A 23,880-nucleotide genomic window follows, 5' to 3' on the forward strand; every position below is an offset into this window, starting at 1 on the left:
ACAATATGTATCTCACAATCGGATTATCGCTACTCGTTTGCTTGATTGCCCTCATTTTTACGATCATGGTCGGGCTCGGAAAAGACAAGTCAGACTACAGTCAAAAGAAAAGCTGGTCGATGGTGTCGTGGACGTATATCGTCCTGTTCCCGATCTCCTTCGTGGCGCTCGGCCTGTTATACTATTTCATTACCCGATGACTTCGTTCATCGGGATTTTTTGTGTCATCACGAGCGGACGAGTGTCGGCTTCACCGCCAAAGCGGCAGCTACGATACCAATGAGCGGGAAGACGAGCGAATACCAAATGATCATCTCATAATTCCCGAACAGGTCGTAGGCGATCCCGAACGGAAGCGGGCCGACCGCAGAACCGAGCACCATGACAGACGTCGCCAGCCCGCTGATGCTGCCGAGCGCGGCGCGACCGAAGTAATACGGCCAGACGTAATTCAAGGCGATGCGTTCAAAACCGTTGCTGATCCCCCAAATGACCCCGAAGAGAATGGCGAGCGAGAACGTCGTTGTATACTGCAAGATAACCATGAAGACGATTTCGGTGACGAAAATCCCGATGAGCACGTAATTGATTTTCACGACATCGATGATTCGTCCAGCGATGAACGTCACCGGAAACCCAAGGATCGCCATCAAACTTAAGACGAGTGCCGCCGTGACAGGAGGCAGACTTTGCTCTTCAAAAATCGAAATCAGATGAAACGTGATGGCCGTGTTAACGAGCGCCGGAATCCCGATACACGAGAGAATCAGCCAAAACGCCCGTGTCTTGAGCGCTTCTTTGAACGTGAAGTCGATGTCGACATGAATCGGTGCACCTGCCGTCTTTGGACTCGGGTGTGGGTTCGTCCCGCCATCCGGCAACAACCCCATATCCTCCGGTCGATTGCGGACGAAGCGGTAAGCGAGCGGCGTGAACAAGACGAACACGAGGAGTCCCCACACTTGCCACGTCGTCTGCCAGCCGATCAAACCGACAAGCCAAACGTTGAGCGGAGGAAAGACAGCCGAACTCAAGAAGCCGCCAATCGCCATATAACTGAGCGCTTGCCCGCGTTTCGTGATGAACCATTGCGGAACGAGCGTGTTCGGAATGAGTGTCATCGAGCCTTGTCCAAATAAACGGAGCATCCAAATCCCGAAGAAGAGCATCGTCAAGTTCACCACATAACTATTGAACAGACAGGCGACGGCTAAGAGAATCGATGCCAGCACCATCATGACGCGTTGCCCGAACCGGTCGATCAATCGACCGACGAAGAACAGACAGGCGGCTGAAGCGAGCGTCGCCGCCGAATAGATGCTCGACACTTCCGAACGCGACCAACCGAAGTCGGTTATGTATTGATCGATAAACACTGAGATAAAATATGTCTGACCGGGACCCGAGAAAAAGACGCCGAGCCCTGCGATCATGACCATGTACCATCCATAATAGGATGGTTTTTTAATTTTTCCCATCTTACTCCCCCTCCCCGTTTTACTATTTCACCGCGATCACGATTCCAATCGGATAATGGCGGGTCGCCCGTTTCGGTTCGACGAGCACACCTCGTTGATAATAAAATTCGGTCGACGTGAATGGCGTAAATAATTCCTCAAACTCGGCCTCGGTGAACTGGTGGGCATGGAACGGCTCGTTCGTCGGTTGCCCGACACCTTGCCCGAATGGTGTCGATAACACCAAGATGCCCCCTGGTTTCAGGAGTTCCCACACGTTCGCCATGAACGCCTCATAATCGGTCACGTGTTCAATCGTCTCGAAGCTGACGATGCAGTCGAACGTCCCGAGTTTCTCCGGCAACGTCCGGTCTAACACGTCGCCTACTACATAGGCCACGTTCGGATGGTGATATCTCCCTTTCGCATAGCGCGTCGCCTCTTCCGACAAGTCGAGCGCGACGACCTCGGTCACGGTCCCCTTCAAGTTCTTGGCGATCAATTGACTGCCGTATCCGCTCCCGCTCGCAAAATCGAGGACGCGTCCATTCATGTATAAGAGGGCGAAATGGTAACGCGCGATATGTTCAAGCAACAAGCCGTTCAGCGGGTCCATGCGATCTGGGATGACCCGTTCTCCCGTATAATCTAATGTCATCTCGTTCTCCTTTTCTGATGTGCACTTCTCTCATCTTAGTCTTCCTAAGGCGCGACGACCACAAAAAAAAGAGAAAAGACTGTTTCCAATCTTTTCTCTCTTCATTATTGAGCTTGTTTGAAGCGGAGTAAATCTGAATAGATGAGCTGGTCGTTCATCTCGAGGATTTTGTTCGCTTCTGATTCAAGTGGTGTACACGCCTCACCGTCTTCTGCGACTTCGCCAGTCTTGGCGTCATAGCACAGCGACTGCGTGAACAGATGGTCTTGCGTCACGACCGTTCCATCACGGAAGATGGCGCGGTCATAATGCTCTTTCGAGAACAAGTCGTTCCCGAATCCGACCTGTTCTGACGTATCGATTCCAAGCAAGTGCTGAATCGTCGGGTTCATGTCGACATGACTTCCGATCGTCTCGTGCACTTCACCTTTGTCTTGTCCCGGCAAATGAATCGCGAACGGGACCGCTTGGAGCTTGGCGACGTCGTATGGCGTCAACTCGTCTTTCCCGAGCAGATCCGCCATGGCGGCGTTATGGTTCGTCGAGATGCCGTAATGGTCACCGTAGACGACGAAAATCGTGTCATCCCACATGCCGTTCGCCTTCAACTCGTCGATGAACAAGCCGAGGGCATAATCCTGATAGGCGAGCGCCTGCGGGAAGTTGTTGAGCGTAGTCGAGTTCGTCTCAAATTTCGGGACGAGCTCGTGCTTCTCACTCGGCATCGTGTACGGGAAATGGTTCGTCAGCGTGATGAACTTCGCATAGAACGGTTCCGGCAGCTCTTCGAGCATCGGTACCGATTGGCGGAAGAACTCATCATCGAGCAGACCCCACTCCGTCATATCCTCAGGGTTTCCGAGGTCGTAGCTGGCTTCGTCAAAGAACTTGTCGACGCCGATGTTTTGATACATCTGGTCGCGGTTCCAGAACGACTTGTTGTTGGCGTGGAACACGGCCGAGTAGTAGTTATCTTCTTTGATGACTTCTGGTAACGCGTTGTATTCGTTATCGGCGTTCGTGAAGTAGACTCCTCCACGCGAGAGGCCATAGAGCGAGTTATCGAGTGCGAACTCGGCATCTGACGTCTTCCCTTGGCCGGTCGTATGGTAATAGTTCGGCCAGTAGTGGGACTCTTCGATCAGTTTGTTCAAGTTCGGCGTGATGTACTCGCCGTTCGACGCTTTCATGTTATGCGTAAAGTTTTGAGCCGACTCGAACGAGACGACGACAACGTTCTTGCCTTTATACTTCCCGAACATCTCTGGGTCCGGCGCCGCATAGTTCTGACGTGTGAAGTTCTCGACTTCATCCAGTTCAGAACCGTCCGCGAGCGCTTTTTGGGCCGATGTCTTCGTTTGAAGCATGGCATCGTAGACGTGGAAATTGAACGTTCCTAAATTTTTGACCAACAGTTCCCGGTCGAACGAGCGCGTGAGTAACTCTGGACGCTCCGTTTCCGCAAGGACGAGGTTGAACCCAAACATGGCGGCGGCTGCCGTAAATGTGATCAAGACGCGGCGCTGTGACGCTTGGCTCGTCTCTTTCATTTTCCATAGTAGGAACGGGAGCACGACGAGATCACCTAACAAGAGCAAGTCTTTCCATTCGAGAAGCGAGAGGAATGACGACGAGAGCGTCTCCATGTTCGACGATTGGAATAGGACTGGTACGGTCAAGAAATCCGTGAACTCACGGTAATAGGTCGTATCCGCGAACAAGATGAGCGAGGAGACGAGATATAGACCATAAAGCGCCCACTTCCTCTTATTTCCCCCGAAGAAGAAGCTGAAGGCGAACAAGAACAACGTGAAGCTGAGCGGGTTGATGATGAGAATAAATGCCTGGACCGCATTCTCGGCCGGCATGTTGAAGAAGAACTGATACGCGATTAGCGACTTCGTCCATAACAAGATGGTGAACACCCAGAACAGACGATGTGTTTTGAACGAGTCGAGCGCCGCTTGGCGGAATCGGTCCATTCTTCCTTTCGGTTGATTCGTGTGATTCATGTAAACACTCCTTATATGCAATTCAAGTGAAAGGTTCATTTTCTTTTTAGACGTATAGCCTCTATTTTAACGTTCTTGTGAACCCGATTCAACTAATCGACGTTTACAACTATACATAAACTTAACAATTCCATTGCAGTCTTTACACAAAAAAGGCTACCAAGTCGCCTTGGTAGCCATTTAACATTGATTCGATTAACCGATGATGTCCATCCAAATTTTTACTGTACTCGCTAAAATCAGTAACGCCAAAATCATTTGAAGTGACTTCGTCTTCATGTTCTTGCCGACGTTCGCGCCGAGCGGTGCCGCGATTAAACTCGCGATGATCATGATGACGGCTGGTTCCCACACGATTTGGTCGGTGATGATTTTTCCCGCTGTCGAACCGATCGACGAGATGAACGTGATGGCAAGCGAACTCGCGATCGCCATCTTCGTCGGAATCCGGAGCACGACGAGCATGATCGGCATCAAGATGAACGCTCCTGCTGCCCCGACGATCCCTGCTGCCACCCCGACGATGAACGCCGAGCTCGATGCAATCACTTTATTGAATGTGACTTGGTCGAGCGGAACATCCTCGACATTCTTTTTCGGTAAGAACATCATGATTGTCGCAATGGTCGCGAGCACGGCATAAACGACGTTAATCAAGTTCTCAGACAAGAGCGTCGAGCCGTAGCCGCCGATGAAACTCCCGATCAAGACGGCGACACCCATATACAAGATGAGCTGTTTGTTCAAATAACCGCCTTTCCGGTATGCGTAAATCCCACCGATCGTCGCGAAGAAGACTTGAATCGCGCTAATCCCCGATACTTCATGGGCGCTGAACGCCGCGAAGCCGAGGAGCGGTGGAATATACAACAACATCGGATATTTAATAATCGATCCGCCAATTCCGACCATCCCTGAAATGAACGACCCGATAAAGCCGATCAAAAAGATGGTGATGATAAATCCAAATTCCATATCAATTCCTCCAATTCCCTACCCTATATAATAAGTAAGTTTTTATTTTTGTTCCCAGGCAATCATACCGCCCGAGACATCATAAATTTCAGTGTAGCCACGTTCTTTCAACAGTTGTGCCGCTTGGGCACTTCGATTTCCGCTCCGGCAGATGACATAGATCGGTTCATCTTTCGGATAAGATAATTCGGTTTCATTTAATGAAGAAAGTGGTGCGTTCACCGCTCCTTCAATATGCCCCCCCTCGTATTCGTCTACTTCTCGGACGTCTAACAAGGTTATTTCTTCGTTTTCCAATCTGTTTTGTAGTGTTTCGACGTCGATTTTTGTAATTCCAGTCTCTTTGGACGTGAAAAGAACGATTCCGATCGTCACCAGCACCAAAATCGATAAAATCAGCATTAATTTCTTCAATTTTCGACCTCCGATTCTTTTTCTTGCATTCAGTATACCTCAGGGGGTATATTAAAAACAACGAAAGAAACTCACTTCAAAAATTCTACAATCACAAAGGAGATCAATGACTCATGAAAACCATTTCGACAACTGAACTAGAAACATTGCTTCAATCTGACGAGACACTCAACTTGATTGATGTTCGGGAGACAGACGAATTTGCAGGTGGCCACATCAAGCAAGCAAAAAACGTGCCACTCTCTGAATTCGGTGCGAAAGTCGATGAGCTCGATCGTTCGAAACCGATTCACGTCATCTGTGCAGCAGGCGGACGAAGCATGAACGCTTCGGCTTACCTCGATTCACTCGGCTTCGATGTCATCAACGTCGATGGCGGCATGATGAGCTGGACGGGCGAAACAGTCTAACAATCTTCTATATATATATTTCAAAAACGACAATCGTTTACAGTCAACTATTCTTAGGGGGTATTTCACATGTTATTACGTTATTTCTATGATCAAAAATTAGCACAAGCATCTTATATGGTTGGTTGCCAAATGACCGGCGAGGCCGTCGTCATCGACCCGGCCCGTAACATCACACCTTATCTTCAAGAAGCTGAAAAAGAAGGCATGAAGATTGTCGCGACGGCTGAGACTCATATCCACGCCGACTTCGTCTCAGGTTCACTCGAGCTTGCGAAACGTACCGGTTCAACGGCTTATCTATCAGACGAAGGCGACGCGTCATGGAAATATGCATTCGCGAAAGACATCGACTCAAAACTTGTCAAAGATGGCGACACGTTCAAAGTCGGTAACGTCACACTCGAAGTTATGCATACACCAGGTCACACGCCAGAACATATCTCGTTCTTGCTCTACGACCGGAACCAAACACAACCAATGGGTATCTTCACAGGCGACTTCGTCTTCGTCGGCGATATCGGTCGTCCTGACTTGCTCGAAGAAGCAGCCGGTGTAAAAGGAACGACAGCGATCGGTGCCGAGCAAATGTTCGACTCGCTCAAAAAGTTCAAAGACCTTCCTGACTTCGTTCAAGTTTGGCCGGGCCATGGTGCCGGAAGTGCCTGCGGGAAAGCGCTCGGCGCCATCCCGACATCGACGGTCGGTTACGAGAAAGCGACGAACTGGGCGCTTCAAATGACAGACAAAGACGCGTTCATCAAAGAGTTGACGACGGACCAACCAGAACCGCCGAACTACTTCGCGATGATGAAAAAAGTGAACAAAGAAGGCATCCAAGTCACGAACGAAATCGCTCGTCCAGAAGTCGTCGGTTCGGACCGCCTCGATACGCTCGTCGAGGAAACACAAGTCGTCGATACGCGTAAAGGGGAAGAGTTCGCCAAAGGGCACGTCCCGGGCACAATCAACATCCCTTACAACACGAAGTTCGTCTCATGGGCCGGCTGGCTCGTCAACTTCGACAAAGACATCACGCTCATCGCGAGCGCGGAAGATGTCGATCAAGTACAGACGGACCTCCAATCGATCGGTCTCGACCGTCTCCGCTTCGTCGTCCCAGTCGAAGAACTCGGTCAAGAACTGTTGACGGAAACGTACACAGATGTGACAGCGGAACAAGCGATCGAGTCGGCAGAAAAAGGTGACGTTTTCGTCCTCGATGTCCGGAATGCGACAGAATGGAACGCGAGCCACTACGAGAAAGCCGAGCGCATCCTACTCGGTAAACTGGCACGCGACCATGAAGGTCTCCCGACAGATCAAACAATCGCCGTTCACTGTGCATCTGGCGTCCGTTCACGGATGGCCGCGAGTGTGCTTCAATCACTCGGCTACAAGGATATCCAAAACATCCTCGGTGGCTATGGCGCGATGAAGACTGTCCTCAATGCAGAACAAATCGGCTAATGCTATACTACAAACAAAGAAAGCGCCCACTCGTTTGGGCGCTTTTTCTCTAGGAGGGATTCTGTGATTGCCATCGGTCCATTGAACGTTCGACTCGATTTGCTGGCTATGATGGCCAGCCTACTTATTCTCTACATCGGCTTTAAAAAAATCGGCTTGTCGGAAAAAGAGCGCGACGCCGTCCTCGGCACATGGTTCGCCGGCTTTCTCGCTTGGAAAGGAAGCGCGATCGTCCTCGGTCTCGCGTCGACAGGAAGTTTGGCCTTATCCCTTTATGCGACCGGCGGCACGTGGTCACTTCTCATTGCCGCTGCCGTGATTGCTATTTTTGTATTCCGGCTCACGCCTAGCCTTCGTGGCTATTGGTTGTTCTCGGCCTTGGTCTTTTGGTTTGCGGTGACGCTCGTCGTCCCCAAATATGGGATGCTCCCATTGCTCTCATCTCCGCAACCGCTCCATATCTATATGGCCGTCCTGATCGCCTTGCTGCTCGTCACGACATGGCGCTGGATGCAGAGTCCTACGCTCGGATTGTTACTCTGGACCGTGGTCGGTGCGTTCGCGATTTGGTCGGTCGGGTCGCTTGTGACCGATACATTCGAGTTGTGGTGGCTCATTCCGCTCTTTCTTCTCATCGCCGTCGCCACATATGTAGCACGGCCATCTCAAAAGGCGGTCCAATACGGACTCGGGCTCATCGTCGTGCTCGCCGTCATCAACGCGAGCTTACCGGACGAGACGCCACGGCTCGAGGCCGACTCGTCCCAGACCGGATTGAACATCGGCCAAATCCCACCGAATTTTGAGTTGAAGCGAACCGATGGGACGCCGTTCAACTTGAAAGATTTACGCGGTGAGCGGGTCGTCGTCAACTTCTGGGCATCGTGGTGCCCGCCATGCCGGGCCGAGATGCCGGACATGGCCAAGTTTGCCCGAGAACAAGACGATGTGACCATCGTCGCCGTCAATACGACGACGAGTGAACGGGACATCGAGGATGCGCGGACGTTCGTCGCCCCATATGAAGATGCGTTCAAGGTCGTCTATGACGAGGAAGGAATCGTCGGAAACGCCTACCGGATTCAAGCGATGCCCACAACATACGTCCTTGATGAAAATGGGGTCATCATCGCCAAGCAATTCGGGGCGATCGACCACGCCTGGCTCGATGCTCAGACAAACTAAAAACCGCCTCCCGGCGGTTTTTTCATTGCTTCAAATAGCCTTGCGTCTTTAGGAAATCTTTCACGTCGAGCCGGGTCGGTTTCGACAGCATCCGACCCATCTGTCCGGTCCATGTGTCACTTCGTTGGTTCGACCCGCGGACCGCATAGTAGTCGTGAATCGTCGCATCATACGCATCGAGTTCTTGTTTGAGTTGCCCGGCGTCTGCGACGTACGTGTTCTCGTGATAAATATGTTCGAACGGGAGACGCGGTTTCTGGCCTTCGACGTGCTCCGGTACACCGACGGCAAGTCCGAAGAGAGGCAATACCCGCTCCGGCAAACCGAGCAGTTCCTTCACAGCGAACATATCGTTGCGAATCCCACCGATGTAACAAATGCCGAGGCCCATCGATTCCGCGGCCACGACGGCATTTTGCGAAGCGAGCGCGGCATCAATGACCGCGACGAGCAGCTTCTCGTCCGTCTCGAGCGTCGCATTCACTTCGGCCTCCCGTAGTTCACCGATTAACTCATGTCGATACAAATCGGCGCAGAAGACGAAGAAGTGACCGTTGTCGATCACGTACTGCTGGTTACCGGCGATCTCGGCCAGCCTTGCTTTCTTCTCCGGGTCGGTCATCCCGATGATGGAATAGGCTTGGATGAAGCTCGACGTCGAGGCGCGCTGGGCGCTCTCGACGATGAGCCGGATTTGTTCGTCGGTCAACGTCTCGTCCGTGAACGAGCGGACGGAGCGGTGGTTCAGTAGTGTGTCAATGACTTGGTTCATGTAACATCCCCCTTTTTTCTTATCTTGGCATATGGACGGGCTCGGGACAATTTTTGAGATTCGAACCACTTATCCTCCTAAGGTAAAAAAACAAAAACAGAGATGCAGCTACGCATCTCTGTTGCGGACAAGTTATTCCGTCACTTGACTCAAGAACGGTGTGATATCGACGTTGAGTGCTTCCGAGAGACGCGCGCCGAGGTCGCGGTCGGCCCGATAGAAGTTACAGATCAAGAGCAGCACCGTGTTCTCGTGGCGAACTTCTTTAATGTGTGCCACCAAGTTGTTCACGAGCGCCGTCTTCTCTTCTTCCGAGTAGCGACGGTACACTTCACCCGCTTGACCGAAGTCGTTCGTCTTCTCGATTTTTTGACGTCCGGCTACGCCTGTGAGCGGTTGTTCCGTCTCGATATAAGCCGCGTCCGGTTTCGGTGCGTCCTCATAGCGGTTTGGTTCATAGTTGACCGGGCTCGTCTGTTGTTTGAACGGCATCGCCCCATCACGCTGATTGTTCGACACTTGTGCGAACGGGCAGTTGATTGGGAGTTGCAAGTAGTTCGCCCCGATGCGGTAACGCTGCGTGTCCGAATACGAGAACAAGCGGCCTTGGAGCATCTTGTCTTCAGACGGTTGAATCCCAGGAACGAGCACACCCGGGTTGAAACCGACCGACTCTGTCTCGGCGAAGAAGTTGTCGACGTTTTTGTTGAGTGTCATCGTACCGACAAGTTGATACGGGATGACGTCTTCGAACCAATCTTTCGTCGCGTCGAGCGGATCGAAGTCAAAGTTGTCCATATCGGCCGGGTCGAGGATTTGGACGTAGAGATCCCATTCTGGGAAGTCGCCTTCCTCGATGGCGTTGAACAAGTCGCGTGTCGCATGGTTGAAGTCTTCGGCCTGCACTTTCGCCGCTTCTTCCATCGACAAGTTTTTAATACCTTGTTTCGGGACCCAGCGGAGTTTTATGTACACCGTGTTTCCATATTCGTTGACCCATTTGAAGGAGTGGACCGATGAGCCGCGCATGTGACGGTAGGACGCTGGGATCCCCTCGTCACTGAACAAATGGATGAGCATGCTCGTCGATTCCGGCGTGAGCGACATGAAGTCGAAGAAACGGTCTGGGTCTTGCAGGTTCGTCCGCGGGTCCGGTTTGAGTGAGTGGATTACATCCGGGAATTTGATGGCGTCACGGATAAAGAAGACCGGCAAGTTGTTTCCAACGAAGTCGTAGTTCCCTTCTTCCGTGTAAAATTTGACCGAGAATCCACGCGGGTCACGAAGCGTCTCTGGTGAGCCGAGACCGTGAATGACCGTCGAGAAGCGAGCAAAGATTGGTGTCTCTTGTCCCTCTTCCTGCAAAAATTTGGCTTTTGTATATCGTTTCATGCTATTTTTAACTTTGAAGACACCGTGGGCTCCGGCGCCACGGGCATGAACGACCCGTTCCGGTACGCGCTCACGGTCAAAGTGGGCGAGTTTCTCAATTAGCTGATAATCTTCGAGAAGTGTCGGGCCGCGACGACCCGCTGTGATGGAGTTGGCGTTATCCCCGATTGGGACGCCTTGGTTAGTAGTTAGATGACGGTGTTGATCCATTAATATTGCCTCCTCTTAATAATCATTATTACAAGATTAATAATATTAAAAGATAATAATTATTACAAATAAAACGCTCGATGGACTCGAGCGTTTTTGAAATCGCTTTCAATTTTTACGTTTGTTACGCTGTTCTTTCCGATGGATTTCGGTCACAAGGAGAGCCGCAATGATACCTCCGAGTGATCCCGCGACGATGTCGACCATCGTGTCATCATTCCCGTTCCCTTGCATCGTCGTGTTCAACACCAAGTCCGATGTGAATTCATACATTTCCCAAAGCGCTGCCCCGGCCATTGCGAAAACGACGATATAGACGAAGACGAACCGCTTCGGCATCTCGAGCCGGATGTCCTCATCAAGTCGACTTAAGAAATCGAAGCCGAGAAACGCCAAGAACACGCCGCTCAACACGTGCAGAAACGTGTCCCACCATCCATTCGAATATAAACCGACGATCGAGCCCAAATATTGCGATGCGAACAAGAACAAGATATAGGCGACTTTCATCTTGGCGTCGAACTCGGTCTTGAACGTCTTCTCGAGAATGAACGGAATCAATCCCGACACGATCCCCGCCCCAGCGACGCTCGCGTCAAACCATTCCCCTTCGATGATCGACGTGACGAGAATAATTGCCATGAACAACACGAACCCGAATTCCAATAGACGTCCTCGTGTCAGTTTCAATGTAACGCGCCTTCTTTCGTTAGAATGTCTCATCTTGTTCATTCCCGTTTCAGCGAACATTTCAACAACCCAGTTCGAAAATTCGTGCTTTTGTCGGATTCTTCACGCATCCATATGTTCCATACTGAAAAAAACGATTCAAGGAGGAACTCTCATGCCGATCAATCCTTATCTCAACTTCAACGGTGACTGCCGCGACGCCGTGCTATTTTATGCGGACGTGTTCGGCGAGCCCGCACCAGAGATTATGACGTTCGCAGCCCAGCCTGGACCGGACGGCGAACCGGTCCCAGACGAGATGGCCGACCTCGTCCTCCACGCTCGTCTGAACGTCCATGGTACATCGCTCATGTTTTCAGACGCGATGCCGGACGGTCCGGTGACGTTCGGGCAAAACATTACTCTCGCCGTCGTGACCGACGACCTCGAGGCGATTCGTCGCGAATTCGAGGCCTTGTCAGACGAGGGCCATGTCCTCATGCCGCTCCAAGAGACGTTTTGGAGCAAGGCGTACGGCATGGTCGAAGACCGTTTCGGTGTCCAATGGCAGTTCAGTCACGAGGCGTGACTATGACAAAGACCCCATCGCAGTTTAATCCGCGATGGGGTCTCGTTTATTTCTGGGCGACAAAAAAGATTCGTTCTGCGTTCGGGCCCGGGGCTTGGTCCGTGAAGTCAGCGGTGACCGATTTCACATGGAAGCCGGCTCCGATGAGCCACTGCATATATTGCCCCGGCTCGTACGTCCGTTGCTCGTGTGTCTCTTCAACACGCTCATACGTGCCATCTTCGAGGGCGACGAAGAACGTCAAATCGTGCACGACCGAGAGCGGTGCTTCGCCTGGGTCGGCGAACCAGATATACGAGCAATCTTCTCCGTTCGAGGCATACGTCTTCTGATTGAAGAGCGTCTGCATCTTGTTCGGCGAATGCACATCGAAGATGAACATGCCGCCCGGTTTCAATTGTTCGTACACCGCCTCGAACGTGTCGATGACGTCGGCCTCATCCTCGAGGTAGCAGAGCGAGTCACAAAGGATCGTCACGGCGTCAACCGGGTGTGGCAATTCAAGCTCCCGCATGTCCTGTTGCCAGAGCGGGAGCGTGATGCCTGCCTCGAGCGCCTTCTCTTGGGCGACTTCGAGCATCGACTCGGATAAATCGAGTCCGATCGTCTCGTAATGTTCCGCCAAGCGAATCGTCGCCGAGCCCGTCCCGCATCCGACGTCAGCAAGCGATGCACCGTCTTGGACGTGGCGACGCACGAAGGCGACCCAATCCTCGTACGGGGCATCTTTCATTAACTCATCGTAGACGTAGGCGAACCCTTCGTACGCCATTAGCCGACTTCCACTTCAACGTGTGGCGCATCTGCCCACAATTTTTCAAGGTTGTAGTAGTCGCGGTCATCGCGATGGAAGATGTGGACGACGACGTTTTCGAGGTCAGCGAGCACCCAACGTGCCGAGTCCATGCCTTCGAATTTGTGGAGCGGAAGCTCATGCTCGCCGGCCACGTCTTTGATTTCGCGTGCGATCGCTTGGACTTGCTTCTCTGAGTTACCGTGGCAGATGACGAAATAATCTGCGACCGGTGAGATGCCTTCCATGTCGAGGACGACGATATCTTCGGCACGCTTATCGTCAGCGGCCTTCACGATCAATTCTAATTCTTCTTTTACAGTCATACTGTACCTCCTAGGGTGTTTTCACAAAATGGTTATACGCCTCAATCGTCAGTGGAAAGATTCGCACCGACTTCTTCAATAAATAATCGATTGTCTGACGCAACGTCGCGACGACGGCCGCTTCGAGCGAACGGTCCGCGAGGTCACGCAACGTGTCGACGCCCGGATACGACCGGTTCGGTTCAATCGCGTCCGCGACGAATAAAATCTGGTCGAGGCGTGACATGCCAGGCTCTCCGGTCGTATGGTTCTTAATGGCCGATACAACGGCCGGGTCAAGGTCATACGCCCGGTCTAATAGAATCGCGCCGACCGGTGCATGCAGCAGTTCGTCATCGAACGCAAGCAAGCTCGGGTCAAGGTTTTCCTCGACCACGACTTGGCGCATCATATCGCTATCAAAATATTTCGCATAGTCATGCAACATCGCCGCGAGACGTGCTTGTTCCACATCGGCACCGTATAAACGGGCCAACCGATCTGCCGTCTCAACGACACCGAGCGTGTGGATATAGCGTTTCTCCGGCAATGTCGCCTCAATCAATGATTGTGCTTCCTCATACGTCATACAAGTTGCGCTCCTTGATATAAGTTTCGACATCGCGTGGGACGAGATATTTGATTGACTTGTCCCGTTTCGCCCGTTCCCGGATATCGGTCGATGAGATCTCGAGTTGCGGCATATCGATTGTGCGCACATCTGCCTGTCTCGGGATGCGATACCGGCTACCCGGACGCGCAACGGCCCCGAACGTGACGAGGGTCACGAGCGTGTCGTAATCGAACCACTTCTCGAGCGACTCGAGCGAGTCCGCCCCGATCAAGAAGAAAAACGTGTCGTCTGGGTACATGTCCCGCAACCGTCTCATCGTCTCGACCGTGTAAGACGGTTCGTCGCGTTCAAACTCGATCAAGCTCAGCTTGAAATCGGCTTGGTCCGCGATCGCCCGTCGTGTCATCTCGATCCGATCCTCGGCCGGACTGAACCCCGCCTTGTGAGGCGGGATCGCCGCCGGTAGAAACCAGACCTCGTCGAGGGCGAGCTGTTCACGTGCCTGCTCGGCAATCAACAAATGACCGAGATGCGGCGGGTCGAACGTGCCTCCCATCAGGCCGATGCGGCTCATGGGAGTTTGATTTGGCGATTTTCTTTCTCAGTCGCCTGTTTGTACAAGACGATGACTTTTCCGATGACTTGAACGACTTCGGCTTTCGTGCCCTCAGCCAATTCACCGGCTACATCTTTCGGCGTATCGGCACAGTTTTGGAGCACTTGAACTTTCAAGAGCTCACGTTTTTCGAGCGCGTCGCTGATGTCTTTGCACATCGCTTCGCTGACTCCATTTTTCCCGACCTGGTAAATCGGTGAAAGGTGGTGTGCTTCAGCACGTAAAAAGCGTTTTTGTTTACCTGATAACATACTATTTATTCCTCCAATAAGCTTTCAATTAACTTCATTCCGACAAGTTGATCCGGTCTCACACCTGTCCAATATTCAAACGCCAAAGCACCTTGTCCGACGAACATGGCAGTTCCGTTGACGATTTTCGCGTCACTTTTGGCGGCTTCCTTTAAAAACGGTGTGACGAGTGGACGATATATGATATCACAAACGACGGTGTTTTGTCGTAAACCTTTTAATGATCGAGGCGAATGGATACCATCCATCCCCACCGAAGTCGTCTGGATGATCACGTCATAGCGTGAGGGATCAACGTCGGTGAGCGCCTGCGCTTCAATGCCGAACGCCTCCGCGAGACGCTCCGCTCGTTCCATCGTTCGGTTCGTGATCGTGACGGCTCGGGTCGGCAAGGCGCTGATGATCCCGCGCGCTGCCCCGCCTGCCCCGATAACGAGCACACGTCCCGTCCAATCGGTATGACGGTCGAGTGCGGTGACTAGACCCACACCGTCCGTATTCGTCCCAATCAGCTTTCCGTCCCGTTTATAGACGGTGTTGACGGCACCGGCGGCTTCAGCCGCCTGATCAAGTTCGTCGAGATACGGGATGACCGCCTCTTTGTACGGAATCGTGACGTTAAAGCCGTCCCAGACGCCGTCCCGCATCGCTTGAAACAAGTCCCCGAGCTCGTCCGGGGCGACGTCGAGTGCCTCATAGCGCCCGAAAAGCCCAGACGCGCTCAGCCACTGCTCGTGCAGGACGGGAGAGAGCGAATGAGCAATCGGGTGACCGAGGACGGCCAGTCTCATACGAGCGCCTCACGCAATGTGACGGCCACTCCTTTTGGTGCCCATGCGGCGATGCGTCCACCTTTTCCGTGAATCGCAACCCAACCGAGTCCACTGAAGACGATGTCGGTCTTGACGCCGTCACGGAGACTGAACTCGTGACGCACGAGCGGAGGCAACATTTGTAATGTCTTCTCGTTCGGCGGGTTGAGCATCTTACCGATATGGTTTTCGTATAGTTCATCTGCTTTGTCGAGCTTCGTCCGGTGTGTCTTCAACTCGTTTGACATGTAGACAACGAATGAGCGCTTGTTGCCTTCCATGTAGTCGAGACGGGCGAGTCCACCGAAGAAGAGCGTCTGCTGCGGGTTCAACTGGAACACGTGCGGCTTGATCTCTTTTTTCGGGGTGATCGTTTTCAAATCTTTCGCATCGACGTAATGCGCCATTTGGTGACGATTGATAATCCCTGGCGTGTCATAAAGGTTCGCATCATCATCGAGCGGGATATCGATCAAGTCGAGCGTCGTTCCCGGGAAATGACTGACCGTGATGATGGCCTCGTCCTCTGCCCCGAAACGTTTGATGACTTGGTTGATGAGCGTCGACTTCCCGACGTTCGTACAACCGACGACATAGACGTCCTTGCCTTTCCGATAATATTCGATCTTTTCGGCGAGCTCGTCGATCCCGTGACCTTTTTTCGCACTGATCAAATGGACGTCAATCGGTTCCAAACCGAGCTCTTTCGCTTCGGCCTTCATCCAGTTAGACATCCGGTTCGGGTTAACCGATTTCGGCAACAAGTCGACCTTGTTCCCGACCAAGAGGACGGGGTTCGTGCCGACCGAGCGTTGGAGCCCCGGCAACCAGCTACCGTTGAAGTCGAAGATGTCGACGATTTTGATAACGAGCGCTTCTTTCGCGCTGATGCCGTTTAAGATACGCAAGAAGTCGTCATCTGTCAGTTCGACGTCTTGAATTTGATTATAGTGCTTCAATTTGAAGCAGCGTTGGCAAATGACGATCTCGCGATCGAGTGCCGATTTTGGTGCATAACCGACACCGGTCGGGTCTTCCGTTTGAATGGCGACGCCGCAACCGGCGCAATAACGTTTTGTTTCTTCCATAATGTTGTCTGCTGTCATTTGAGTTGCCTCTTCTTCATTCACCGTAGCGCCTCGCCGCTACTCCTGAAGCGTTAATTCCGACGCCTTACGCGCCGTACATGGACAGCCTCCTTCTTCCTGTGCGTTCGAGGTCCTTATTCATCTTTTTTATGTGAATCTTCGGAACGAGAGTGCATCGCTTCACCGATTTTCTCAGCGACCGCCACTTTGGCGCGCTTCGCATCGACAGCGATTTCCTCAACTTTTTTCGTGATCAACACGTACTTCCCGCGACGTTTCATATGGGCGAACACGACTTTTTCAAGCATGCGATTGAACTTGGTGACGAGTCCGTCCGTCTTGACGACCGGTTGCACGTGGATGACGTGAATCCCGGCCATATTGGCGCCGAGCACGTCCGTGAACAATTGATCGCCTAAGAAGATGGCTTCTTTCGTCGAGTATCCATATTTTGCGAGCGCCTGTTTGAATCCAGACGGCAACGGCTTTTTCGCACGCGCCACATAGTGAAGGCCGAGCGGTTCCGTGAACGTACGTACGCGGTTCTCGTTGTTATTCGAGACGACGATGACATCGAGTCCGTGTGATTTCACTTTTTCAAGCCATAGCAAAAGAAGCTCCGGTGCGTGCGGGACGTCCCAGGCCACGAGTGTATTATCAAGGTCCGTCAAAATGACGCGGACCCCACGGTCTTTCAATTCTTCAAGGTCGATGTCAAAAACTGACGCGACGAACTGTTTCGGATAAAGTCGATTAAACACGTTTAAATTCCTCCAATTAGCTAAAGCGATTCAACTACTATACATGTAGTGATATCCCTTCTATGGTAAACGAAAACCGACCAAACGACTAGTGTATCGTTCGGTCGGCCTGAAAAAGTTTTTAAAATCAATCGTTTTGCATCGTACCGATGACTTCTCCGAGTCGCACCGGACCGATTTTTGCTGGGTCGATTGTGACGCGGTCTTTCTCAAAACATAGGATGACGGTCGAACCGAACGAGAAGTATCCGACCTCTTCTCCTTTGGCAGCGCGGTCGCCGTCGAGCGTCCATTCGATCGTGTTGACGTTTAAGGCGCCGACCATGATATGTTCGTACAACCCGGACGCCGTTTCAAAGCGTGTGACGCGGCGATAGTTTCGTGAGAGCGGACGAACCGTCTCCGTCAAGCCGATGTCATTGACCGGGGCCGAACGGTCACCGAGCTCGTAGTGGCTGAGCACCCGCCCGGCGAGCGGGACGTGAACGCGATGATAGTCGCGTGGGCTCAAGTAGAGGACACAGACCGTGCCGCCGGCGTAACGTCTCGCTTCTTGTTGCGAGCCGAGCAGTTCGGCGAGCGTGTACGATTGTCCCTTCACTTCGAAGCGGCTATCGTCCGTGATATCGGCCACGATGGATAGTTTCCCGTCACATGGCGAGACGACCGAGTCCGGACTTGCATCGATTGGCCGGACCCCTTCTTTCAAGTGCCGTGTGAAAAAGGCGTGCAAGCTCGGATAAGCCTCGATCGGCTCCGCCGCTTCATCAAGATTGATTTGATACGTTTTCGCAAACGAAGGGATGAAGGACCGGCTCGCTGACGATTCAGCGAAGGCACGGAGTCGTTTGGCAATGACCGGGGTCGCGTTCAACTCAAACAAAGTCTGATACAAGCGGCTTTTGATCACTGTGCGCCCTCCTCGTTTTTAAAGAACGTCTCGTATTGTTGTTCAGAGACGGCACCTTCCACACGACCGACTTCTTTTCCATCTTGGAAACGAATCATTGTCGGTGTCCCGTTGATGCCGTAAGTCGTCCAGACGTTGTGGTCGGCCAAGTTGATCGACACGGCGTCATATTCTTCGATGAGTGGCTCGACGTACGGTTTGACTTGCTCACAGTATTCGCAACCAGTCTGCCAGAAGTAGACGACGACTTCCTCTTCTTCTGAAATCTTCGTTTCAAGCTCGTCCGGTGTGACAGCGTTGACGCCCGTCTCCTCGTTCGCATTGTTCAAGAAGAACAAGAGAGCGATCCCGACGATGATGATGACACCGATGATGGCGAACGTGATGAAGTTCGCCCGTTTGGCACTGTTTTTCATATTCGATTCCTCCTAAATAATATAAAAAGAACTGACTCGGATATGAGCCAGCTTGGTTGTAGACGTCTTACTTCTCTTGTGCGACGTCGCTAATCCCCATATCTTGGTTAAGCGTGTCCAAGAGTACAATAAAGATCGTGATGACGACGCCAAAGAATGTCGCGAGCATCGCGTTGAACGACACGCCATCGACAGCAGAAATGATAAAGATTGCTGTATTCGAAAGCAAGATCGCCCAGAACAATGTGACTAAGTAACGCATCGATAGTCCCCTCCATCTCACAGATGATTCATGAAAAATTCATACGACCTTAGTATAGCATTGTTACCGTAAAATGTGCGACCTCGATTGTATATTCTTTCCGTCGAAACGGGAAATATGGTACGGTTTGAGAAATAAGCATCTCGTAGAAAAGAGGAACCCTTTATGTCACGTTATTTAATCGCAGTCGATTTAGATGGAACGTTGTTGCGCGACGACAAAACGATCAGTGAGCGCAACGTGCGCGCGCTTCAAGCGGCCCGTGAGGCCGGTCATGAAGTCATGATCGCGACCGGACGCCCACAACGCCATTCGATCATGTATTACGAAGAACTCGGCTTGACGACACCGCTCATCAACTTTAACGGAGCGCTCGTCCATCACCCGAAAGATCCGTCATACGAAGTGACGCACCGGCCGATCCCGCTCAAGACGGCGCACGAGATCATCGAGGAAGTCTCGGACACGAAAGCGCACAACATCGTCGTCGAAGTGACCGACCACGTCTACTTCCATAAAGATCCGCAAGAGTTTTACAGCCCGTACGCCGAGCGCGCGCTCAGCGTCACGTCGGGCAACTTGCTCAAGCACTTGCAGGAAGAACCGACATCGCTCCTCATCCACGCGACGAAAGAGCACGTCGATAACGTCCGCGCTCGTTTGAATAAAGTCCACGCCGAGGCCGTCTTGAACCGCCAATGGCGCATGCCGGAGCACATGATTGAGGTCATGAGTCAGAACACGTCGAAAGCGCTCGGGTTGCGCGAAGTATCGAAACATCTCGGTATCAACCGCAAAAACATCATCGCGTTCGGCGACGAGGAAAACGACCTCGAGATGCTCGACTACGTCGGCACCGGCGTCGCGATGGGCAACGCCATCAGCCAGTTGAAAGCCGTCGCGGATGAAGTGACCGCTTCGAATATGGAAGACGGCATCGCCATCTACCTCGAAGAAAAACTTGGCATCAAAGCATAATCCACACACCGACTGTTCATGCAGTCGGTGTTTTTTGCGATTTGCCTACAGAAAGCGCATCAAATAGTCGTCAAAAATCTTGGTCATGACTTTCGGGGTGTTCGCGATGTACACATTGATTTGTTCCGCGTTCGATTCGACTGGATTCGCGTCGCGTTCATCCGTCGGGAAGTCAGAGATGCCTTTGATAATGATGCACTCGACGTCATTTTTCTTACAGATATAGGCGATGGCACCTGCTTCCGTGTCCGCGATGGTGACGCCATGCTCTTTGAGTTCTAAATAATCGTTCCACATCACGACCGCTCGATCAACCGTCCTCATGAAGTACTCGCCATACGGGTAGCTGAACCGCTCATCCGCTTTGACGTCATAATGCTCCAATGTCGCTTCGTATTCCCACTTCGTCGCAATACTGACTCCAATCATCACACGTCCACCCCATCTCTTTTTATTCCTATCTATAGAATAACCCCCGCTGAGCGTTCAGCGGGGGTTCATTTCAGCGTCGGAACGCACCTTCGACATTTTCAGTCGGAACCATGTTGATGAAGACGCTTGGATCGGCGTCTTTACAGATTCGCGTGATCTCACGCACTTCGTGGCGCTGGGCGACCATCATGAGCGTTGCTTTCTCGACTTTCGAATACGTACCGATTGCCGGCATGAGCGTAATGCCGCGGAAGACGTGCTGATGCAGTTCTTTCGTCACTTCGTCCGGATGACTCGTGACGATGAAGAGCGTCTGCCGCTGCGTGTTCGTATAGATCTCGTCGATGACTTTCGACGTGACGTATAAGAAGACGATCGTATAAAGCGCGGTCGGCCACCCGAACAAAGCACCGGCCCAAAGCGCGATCATCATGTTCATGAGGAACAGATAGACGCCGACCGAATTGTTCGTGAACTTCGCCAAGATGAGGGCGACGATATCAAATCCACCGGTCGAGGCACCGAAGCGAATCGTGATCCCCGAACCGATGGCGAGCAAAACCCCGCCGAACACAGCGTTCAAAAGCGGGTCGTCCGAAATGATTGACGACTGTGGAAGCACGCGAATAAACACGGTAACTGCCGCAACACTGATCAACGTATGAATCATCATGTTCTTGCCGAGCATGAAATAGCTGACGATCAAAAGCGGCACGTTCAAGACGAAGAACCAAATCCCTTCTCCGAGCTCAAACGGTGTCCCCGCAAACAGTTTCGTAAAGATTTGGGCGAGCCCTGTAAATCCGGTCGAGTATACCCCCGCCGGGATTAAGAATAATGTCATGGATAATGCAACGAACACTCCCCCGATAATCGAAACGATCCCGATGCGTGCGTGTTCTTTAACGGCTTCCGTCAAGTTCTGTCTCCCCTTTCAAAAATGGCTAAGAATCAAGATAACATAGTTTTCTAGTGCTGCCTACCATAAAAATAATGGGATGTGTCCGCGCTTCTCATAAAAAAACAAGCCGGCCGGAGCCGACTTGTTGAGCTGATGCGTTTGGTCACGCTTTCACTGTCTCGATGGTCACCGCATCGTTTGCCGGGACCGTGACGACGTTTCCGTAGACGCGGATCGACACGTCCGTACCGCCCGTCTGTTTGATCGTCACTTGTTCACGCGTCGACGTGACCGTCAAGTGATGACCGCGCCAGAGCATGTTGAACGAGTACCCGTTCCAGCCCTTAGGAATCATCGGGCTGAACGTGAGTTCCGTCTCGAGGGCGCGCATGCCTGCGAAACCGTGAACAATCGACATCCATGAGCCGACCATCGATGTGATGTGAAGCCCGTCTTCTGTGTCGTTGTTATAGTTGTCGAGGTCGAGGCGCGCCGAACGCTGATACAACTCGACCGCTTTGTCTTCGTAACCGACTTCGGCCGCAATGATTGAGTAAACACAAGGTGACAAGCTCGACTCGTGAACCGTACGCGGCTCATAAAAGTCGAAGTTGGCCCGCTTCTGTTCGACCGTGAAGCGGTCGCTGAACGTATACAGCCCTTGGAGCACGTCCGCTTGTTTGATGAAGTTCGAGCGGAGGATGCGGTCCCACGACCAGTTTTGGTTGAGCGGCAAGTGTTTCGGGTCAAGGTCTTTCACCAAGATCTGTTCTTTATCCATGAAGCCGTCCTGTTGCATGAACACGTCTGGGACGAGGTCATCTTTCGGATAGTACATCTTCGTTTGGATATCGTTCCACTTCGCGAGTTCTTCATCTGAGAGACCAAGCGTCGCGACAAGTTCTTCAAGGCGCGCCGGCTCTGCTTCTTTCAAATAGTTGTACACTTCTTGCGTGTACTCGAGCGTCCAAGCGGCAATCAAGTTCGTATACCAGTTGTTGTTGACGTTGTTGTCGTATTCGTTCGGACCTGTGACGCCTAGGATCATATACACGTCTTTGTGCGGGACAAAGTTGACGCGGCTCGCCCAGTAACGCGAGATCTCGACCAATACTTCAAGTCCGTATTGACCTAGGTATGACTTGTCGCCCGTGAAGTTCGTATAGTTGAAGATGGCGTGGGCGATCGCACCGTTCCGGTGAATCTCTTCATGCGTGATTTCCCACTCATTGTGGCACTCTTCCCCGTTCATCGTCACCATCGGATAGAGGGCGCCTTCCATGCCGACGTTCTTGACCGAGTTCTCTTTTGCTTGCGGCAATTGATTGTGACGATATTTGAGCAAGTTCCATGAGACTTCAGGTTTCGTCGTTGCCAAGTAGAAGTGGAGGCAATACGCTTCCGTATCCCAGTATGTGGCACCGCCGTATTTCTCACCGGTGAACCCTTTCGGTCCGATGTTGAGGCGCGAGTCTTCACCCGTGTACGTTTGATACATGTTGAAGATGTTGAAGCGGATGCCTTGTTGCGCTTCGGCGTCCCCATCGATGCGGACGTCGGCATCTTCCCAACGAGCGAGCCATGCTTCTGTCTGCTCGGCGAGAAGCGTTTCAAAGCCTTTCTCAAACGCCATCTCAACGCGTTGCATTCCCGTCGACTGCAATTCCTCGACTTCGTAGTCACGGTTCGTGACGACCGAGACGTATTTGTACGCTGTCGCCGTCTCGCCAGCTGCCGCCGTGACCGTGAATTTGTTGGCGACGTAAAGGTCAGTCGCTTCGAGCACTTCACAACGGGCTCCTTCGACGTCTGCGATCATCGAGGCCGTGATGTGCCAATCGAGTTTCTTCGTTTTCGTTGTCACGAATCCGAAACGTTCTTCAACACCATGCTCGACCGGTAACCAGAACTTCTCATCATAGTTCGAATCCTCATTGACGACATCGCCGTCCAAGTAAGGTGTGAATTCAACTTTCGCTTCGTAGTTCACCGGAGTGACGTTGTAACGGATTGCCAAAATCTCTTTATCGACGATTGAGAAGAAACGGACGACTTCGACGTTCGTCTCTTCCGTTCCGTTCACGAGCGTGAACGTCCGTGTGAGAACGCCGCGTTGCATATCGAGCTCACGCGTGAAGTCTTTCACTTCCCACTTCGCCAAATCGACCGGTGTCCCGTTGATGGCAACACGAAGACCGACGACGTTCGTCGCGTTCAATACTTTTGCGAAGTACTCCGGATATCCATTTTTCCACCAACCGACACGTGTCTTATCTGGATAATAGACGCCGGCCACATAGAAGCCTTGGTGTGTATCGTTTGAATAATCTTCTTCAAAGTTACCGCGCATCCCCATATGACCGTTACCAAGCGAGGTAATCGATTCTGCGAGGCGGTTTTCTTTCGGATGCAAGTTCTCTTCCGTTACTTTCCATTCATCGACTGCAAACAATCGTTTCATCTGTCTGCCACTCCTTTTTCTCTACAAGGCTACTCGTCATCAGACAATCGAATCATGCAACCGTTTGTCTATGAAAGCGCTGTATTTCAATCTCACCTCTCATTTTA

General features: G+C 52.1%; 28 protein-coding genes. 6 read left to right on the plus strand and 22 right to left on the minus strand.

Annotated elements, in window-relative coordinates; genetic code table 11:
- Positions 1 to 5: 5 nt before the first annotated feature.
- Positions 6 to 200, plus strand: a complete 195-nt coding sequence (locus KNP75_RS10375; protein WP_034776662.1) for a hypothetical protein — start codon at positions 6 to 8, stop codon at positions 198 to 200.
- A 27-nt stretch (positions 201 to 227) separates the two neighbouring features.
- Here KNP75_RS10375 and KNP75_RS10380 read toward each other — a convergent pair whose 3' ends face one another.
- The 5 genes from KNP75_RS10380 to KNP75_RS10400 form a co-directional block, all read right to left on the minus strand.
- The gene (locus KNP75_RS10380) at positions 228 to 1,478 is read right to left on the minus strand and encodes an MFS transporter (protein WP_215190334.1); all 1,251 of its coding nucleotides are present in this window, start codon (positions 1,476 to 1,478) and stop codon (positions 228 to 230) included.
- A 22-nt stretch (positions 1,479 to 1,500) separates the two neighbouring features.
- The gene (locus KNP75_RS10385) at positions 1,501 to 2,115 is read right to left on the minus strand and encodes a class I SAM-dependent methyltransferase (RefSeq protein WP_215190335.1); all 615 of its coding nucleotides are present in this window, start codon (positions 2,113 to 2,115) and stop codon (positions 1,501 to 1,503) included.
- 104 nt (positions 2,116 to 2,219) lie between these two features.
- Positions 2,220 to 4,127 (minus strand): LTA synthase family protein, encoded by a 1,908-nt coding sequence (locus tag KNP75_RS10390; protein WP_215190336.1) that lies wholly within the window; start codon positions 4,125 to 4,127, stop codon positions 2,220 to 2,222.
- 195 nt (positions 4,128 to 4,322) lie between these two features.
- Entirely contained in the window at positions 4,323 to 5,102 is a 780-nt protein-coding gene (locus KNP75_RS10395; RefSeq protein WP_034776656.1) for a sulfite exporter TauE/SafE family protein, read from the minus strand.
- Between the two features lie 42 nt (positions 5,103 to 5,144).
- Positions 5,145 to 5,516 (minus strand): rhodanese-like domain-containing protein, encoded by a 372-nt coding sequence (locus tag KNP75_RS10400; RefSeq protein ID WP_251128233.1) that lies wholly within the window; start codon positions 5,514 to 5,516, stop codon positions 5,145 to 5,147.
- A gap of 113 nt (positions 5,517 to 5,629) precedes the next feature.
- On the opposite strand from KNP75_RS10400, the gene KNP75_RS10405 reads away from it, so the two are divergent.
- From KNP75_RS10405 to KNP75_RS10415, 3 genes are all read left to right on the plus strand, one after another.
- Positions 5,630 to 5,926, plus strand: coding sequence for a rhodanese-like domain-containing protein (locus KNP75_RS10405; RefSeq protein ID WP_029595926.1), 297 nt, complete (start codon positions 5,630 to 5,632; stop codon positions 5,924 to 5,926).
- 69 nt (positions 5,927 to 5,995) lie between these two features.
- Complete coding sequence (locus KNP75_RS10410; protein ID WP_034776653.1) at positions 5,996 to 7,396, plus strand: MBL fold metallo-hydrolase; 1,401 nt, start codon at positions 5,996 to 5,998, stop codon at positions 7,394 to 7,396.
- A 63-nt stretch (positions 7,397 to 7,459) separates the two neighbouring features.
- Entirely contained in the window at positions 7,460 to 8,581 is a 1,122-nt protein-coding gene (locus tag KNP75_RS10415; RefSeq protein ID WP_215190337.1) for a redoxin family protein, read from the plus strand.
- 22 nt (positions 8,582 to 8,603) lie between these two features.
- Here the strand turns inward: KNP75_RS10415 and nfsA are convergent, their stop codons facing one another.
- From nfsA to KNP75_RS10430, 3 genes are all read right to left on the minus strand, one after another.
- Positions 8,604 to 9,353 (minus strand): oxygen-insensitive NADPH nitroreductase, encoded by a 750-nt coding sequence (nfsA, locus tag KNP75_RS10420; RefSeq protein WP_215190338.1) that lies wholly within the window; start codon positions 9,351 to 9,353, stop codon positions 8,604 to 8,606.
- A gap of 132 nt (positions 9,354 to 9,485) precedes the next feature.
- A complete protein-coding gene (locus KNP75_RS10425; protein WP_214825148.1) occupies positions 9,486 to 10,955 on the minus strand; it encodes a catalase in 1,470 nt (489 codons plus the stop codon).
- A 108-nt stretch (positions 10,956 to 11,063) separates the two neighbouring features.
- Positions 11,064 to 11,645 carry a DUF2238 domain-containing protein gene (locus tag KNP75_RS10430; protein WP_251128234.1) on the minus strand — a complete coding sequence of 194 codons (582 nt, stop codon included), beginning with the start codon at positions 11,643 to 11,645 and terminating at the stop codon, positions 11,064 to 11,066.
- A 154-nt stretch (positions 11,646 to 11,799) separates the two neighbouring features.
- On the opposite strand from KNP75_RS10430, the gene KNP75_RS10435 reads away from it, so the two are divergent.
- Positions 11,800 to 12,213 (plus strand): VOC family protein, encoded by a 414-nt coding sequence (locus KNP75_RS10435; protein WP_034776645.1) that lies wholly within the window; start codon positions 11,800 to 11,802, stop codon positions 12,211 to 12,213.
- 46 nt (positions 12,214 to 12,259) lie between these two features.
- Here KNP75_RS10435 and KNP75_RS10440 read toward each other — a convergent pair whose 3' ends face one another.
- The 11 genes from KNP75_RS10440 to KNP75_RS10490 form a co-directional block, all read right to left on the minus strand.
- Positions 12,260 to 12,985 carry a class I SAM-dependent DNA methyltransferase gene (locus KNP75_RS10440; RefSeq protein ID WP_034776641.1) on the minus strand — a complete coding sequence of 242 codons (726 nt, stop codon included), beginning with the start codon at positions 12,983 to 12,985 and terminating at the stop codon, positions 12,260 to 12,262.
- The gene (gene rsfS / locus KNP75_RS10445) at positions 12,985 to 13,332 is read right to left on the minus strand and encodes a ribosome silencing factor (RefSeq protein ID WP_034776639.1); all 348 of its coding nucleotides are present in this window, start codon (positions 13,330 to 13,332) and stop codon (positions 12,985 to 12,987) included. Before rsfS ends, KNP75_RS10440 begins: the two co-directional genes overlap by 1 nt.
- Before the next feature lie 10 nt (positions 13,333 to 13,342).
- Positions 13,343 to 13,900 (minus strand): bis(5'-nucleosyl)-tetraphosphatase (symmetrical) YqeK, encoded by a 558-nt coding sequence (gene yqeK, locus KNP75_RS10450; RefSeq protein ID WP_214752419.1) that lies wholly within the window; start codon positions 13,898 to 13,900, stop codon positions 13,343 to 13,345.
- Entirely contained in the window at positions 13,890 to 14,459 is a 570-nt protein-coding gene (locus KNP75_RS10455) for a nicotinate-nucleotide adenylyltransferase (protein ID WP_214752417.1), read from the minus strand. The genes yqeK and KNP75_RS10455 overlap by 11 nt, the downstream gene beginning before the upstream one ends.
- Positions 14,456 to 14,752, minus strand: a complete 297-nt coding sequence (gene yhbY / locus KNP75_RS10460) for a ribosome assembly RNA-binding protein YhbY (RefSeq protein WP_034776635.1) — start codon at positions 14,750 to 14,752, stop codon at positions 14,456 to 14,458. The genes KNP75_RS10455 and yhbY overlap by 4 nt, the downstream gene beginning before the upstream one ends.
- Before the next feature lie 5 nt (positions 14,753 to 14,757).
- A complete protein-coding gene (aroE, locus tag KNP75_RS10465) occupies positions 14,758 to 15,543 on the minus strand; it encodes a shikimate dehydrogenase (RefSeq protein WP_214752415.1) in 786 nt (261 codons plus the stop codon).
- Positions 15,540 to 16,652 (minus strand): ribosome biogenesis GTPase YqeH, encoded by a 1,113-nt coding sequence (gene yqeH / locus KNP75_RS10470; protein WP_034779781.1) that lies wholly within the window; start codon positions 16,650 to 16,652, stop codon positions 15,540 to 15,542. The genes aroE and yqeH overlap by 4 nt, the downstream gene beginning before the upstream one ends.
- Positions 16,653 to 16,786: 134 nt before the next feature.
- Positions 16,787 to 17,413: a YqeG family HAD IIIA-type phosphatase gene (locus tag KNP75_RS10475; RefSeq protein ID WP_034776630.1), complete on the minus strand. Its 627-nt coding sequence runs from the start codon at positions 17,411 to 17,413 to the stop codon at positions 16,787 to 16,789.
- A gap of 127 nt (positions 17,414 to 17,540) precedes the next feature.
- Positions 17,541 to 18,323, minus strand: a complete 783-nt coding sequence (locus KNP75_RS10480; protein ID WP_052090086.1) for a phosphatidylserine decarboxylase — start codon at positions 18,321 to 18,323, stop codon at positions 17,541 to 17,543.
- On the minus strand, positions 18,320 to 18,739 hold the full coding sequence (locus KNP75_RS10485) for a thioredoxin family protein (protein ID WP_034776627.1): 420 nt from the start codon (positions 18,737 to 18,739) through the stop codon (positions 18,320 to 18,322). The genes KNP75_RS10480 and KNP75_RS10485 overlap by 4 nt, the downstream gene beginning before the upstream one ends.
- Before the next feature lie 67 nt (positions 18,740 to 18,806).
- Positions 18,807 to 19,001, minus strand: a complete 195-nt coding sequence (locus tag KNP75_RS10490) for a YjzD family protein (RefSeq protein WP_034776626.1) — start codon at positions 18,999 to 19,001, stop codon at positions 18,807 to 18,809.
- A gap of 165 nt (positions 19,002 to 19,166) precedes the next feature.
- Between KNP75_RS10490 and KNP75_RS10495 the strand changes: the two genes are divergently transcribed.
- Complete coding sequence (locus tag KNP75_RS10495) at positions 19,167 to 19,979, plus strand: Cof-type HAD-IIB family hydrolase (protein ID WP_215190339.1); 813 nt, start codon at positions 19,167 to 19,169, stop codon at positions 19,977 to 19,979.
- Between the two features lie 45 nt (positions 19,980 to 20,024).
- On the opposite strand, the gene KNP75_RS10500 is transcribed toward KNP75_RS10495, so the two are convergent.
- From KNP75_RS10500 to KNP75_RS10510, 3 genes are all read right to left on the minus strand, one after another.
- Entirely contained in the window at positions 20,025 to 20,408 is a 384-nt protein-coding gene (locus KNP75_RS10500; RefSeq protein ID WP_034776622.1) for a nucleoside phosphorylase-I family protein, read from the minus strand.
- Positions 20,409 to 20,481: 73 nt separating this feature from the next.
- Positions 20,482 to 21,330: a YitT family protein gene (locus KNP75_RS10505; protein ID WP_034776620.1), complete on the minus strand. Its 849-nt coding sequence runs from the start codon at positions 21,328 to 21,330 to the stop codon at positions 20,482 to 20,484.
- A gap of 145 nt (positions 21,331 to 21,475) precedes the next feature.
- Complete coding sequence (locus KNP75_RS10510) at positions 21,476 to 23,773, minus strand: glycoside hydrolase family 65 protein (protein ID WP_214797174.1); 2,298 nt, start codon at positions 23,771 to 23,773, stop codon at positions 21,476 to 21,478.
- Positions 23,774 to 23,880: the final 107 nt, after the last annotated feature.

It is taken from the genome of Exiguobacterium sp. s6, assembly GCF_018618155.1.
Lineage (GTDB): Bacteria > Bacillota > Bacilli > Exiguobacteriales > Exiguobacteriaceae > Exiguobacterium > Exiguobacterium mexicanum_A.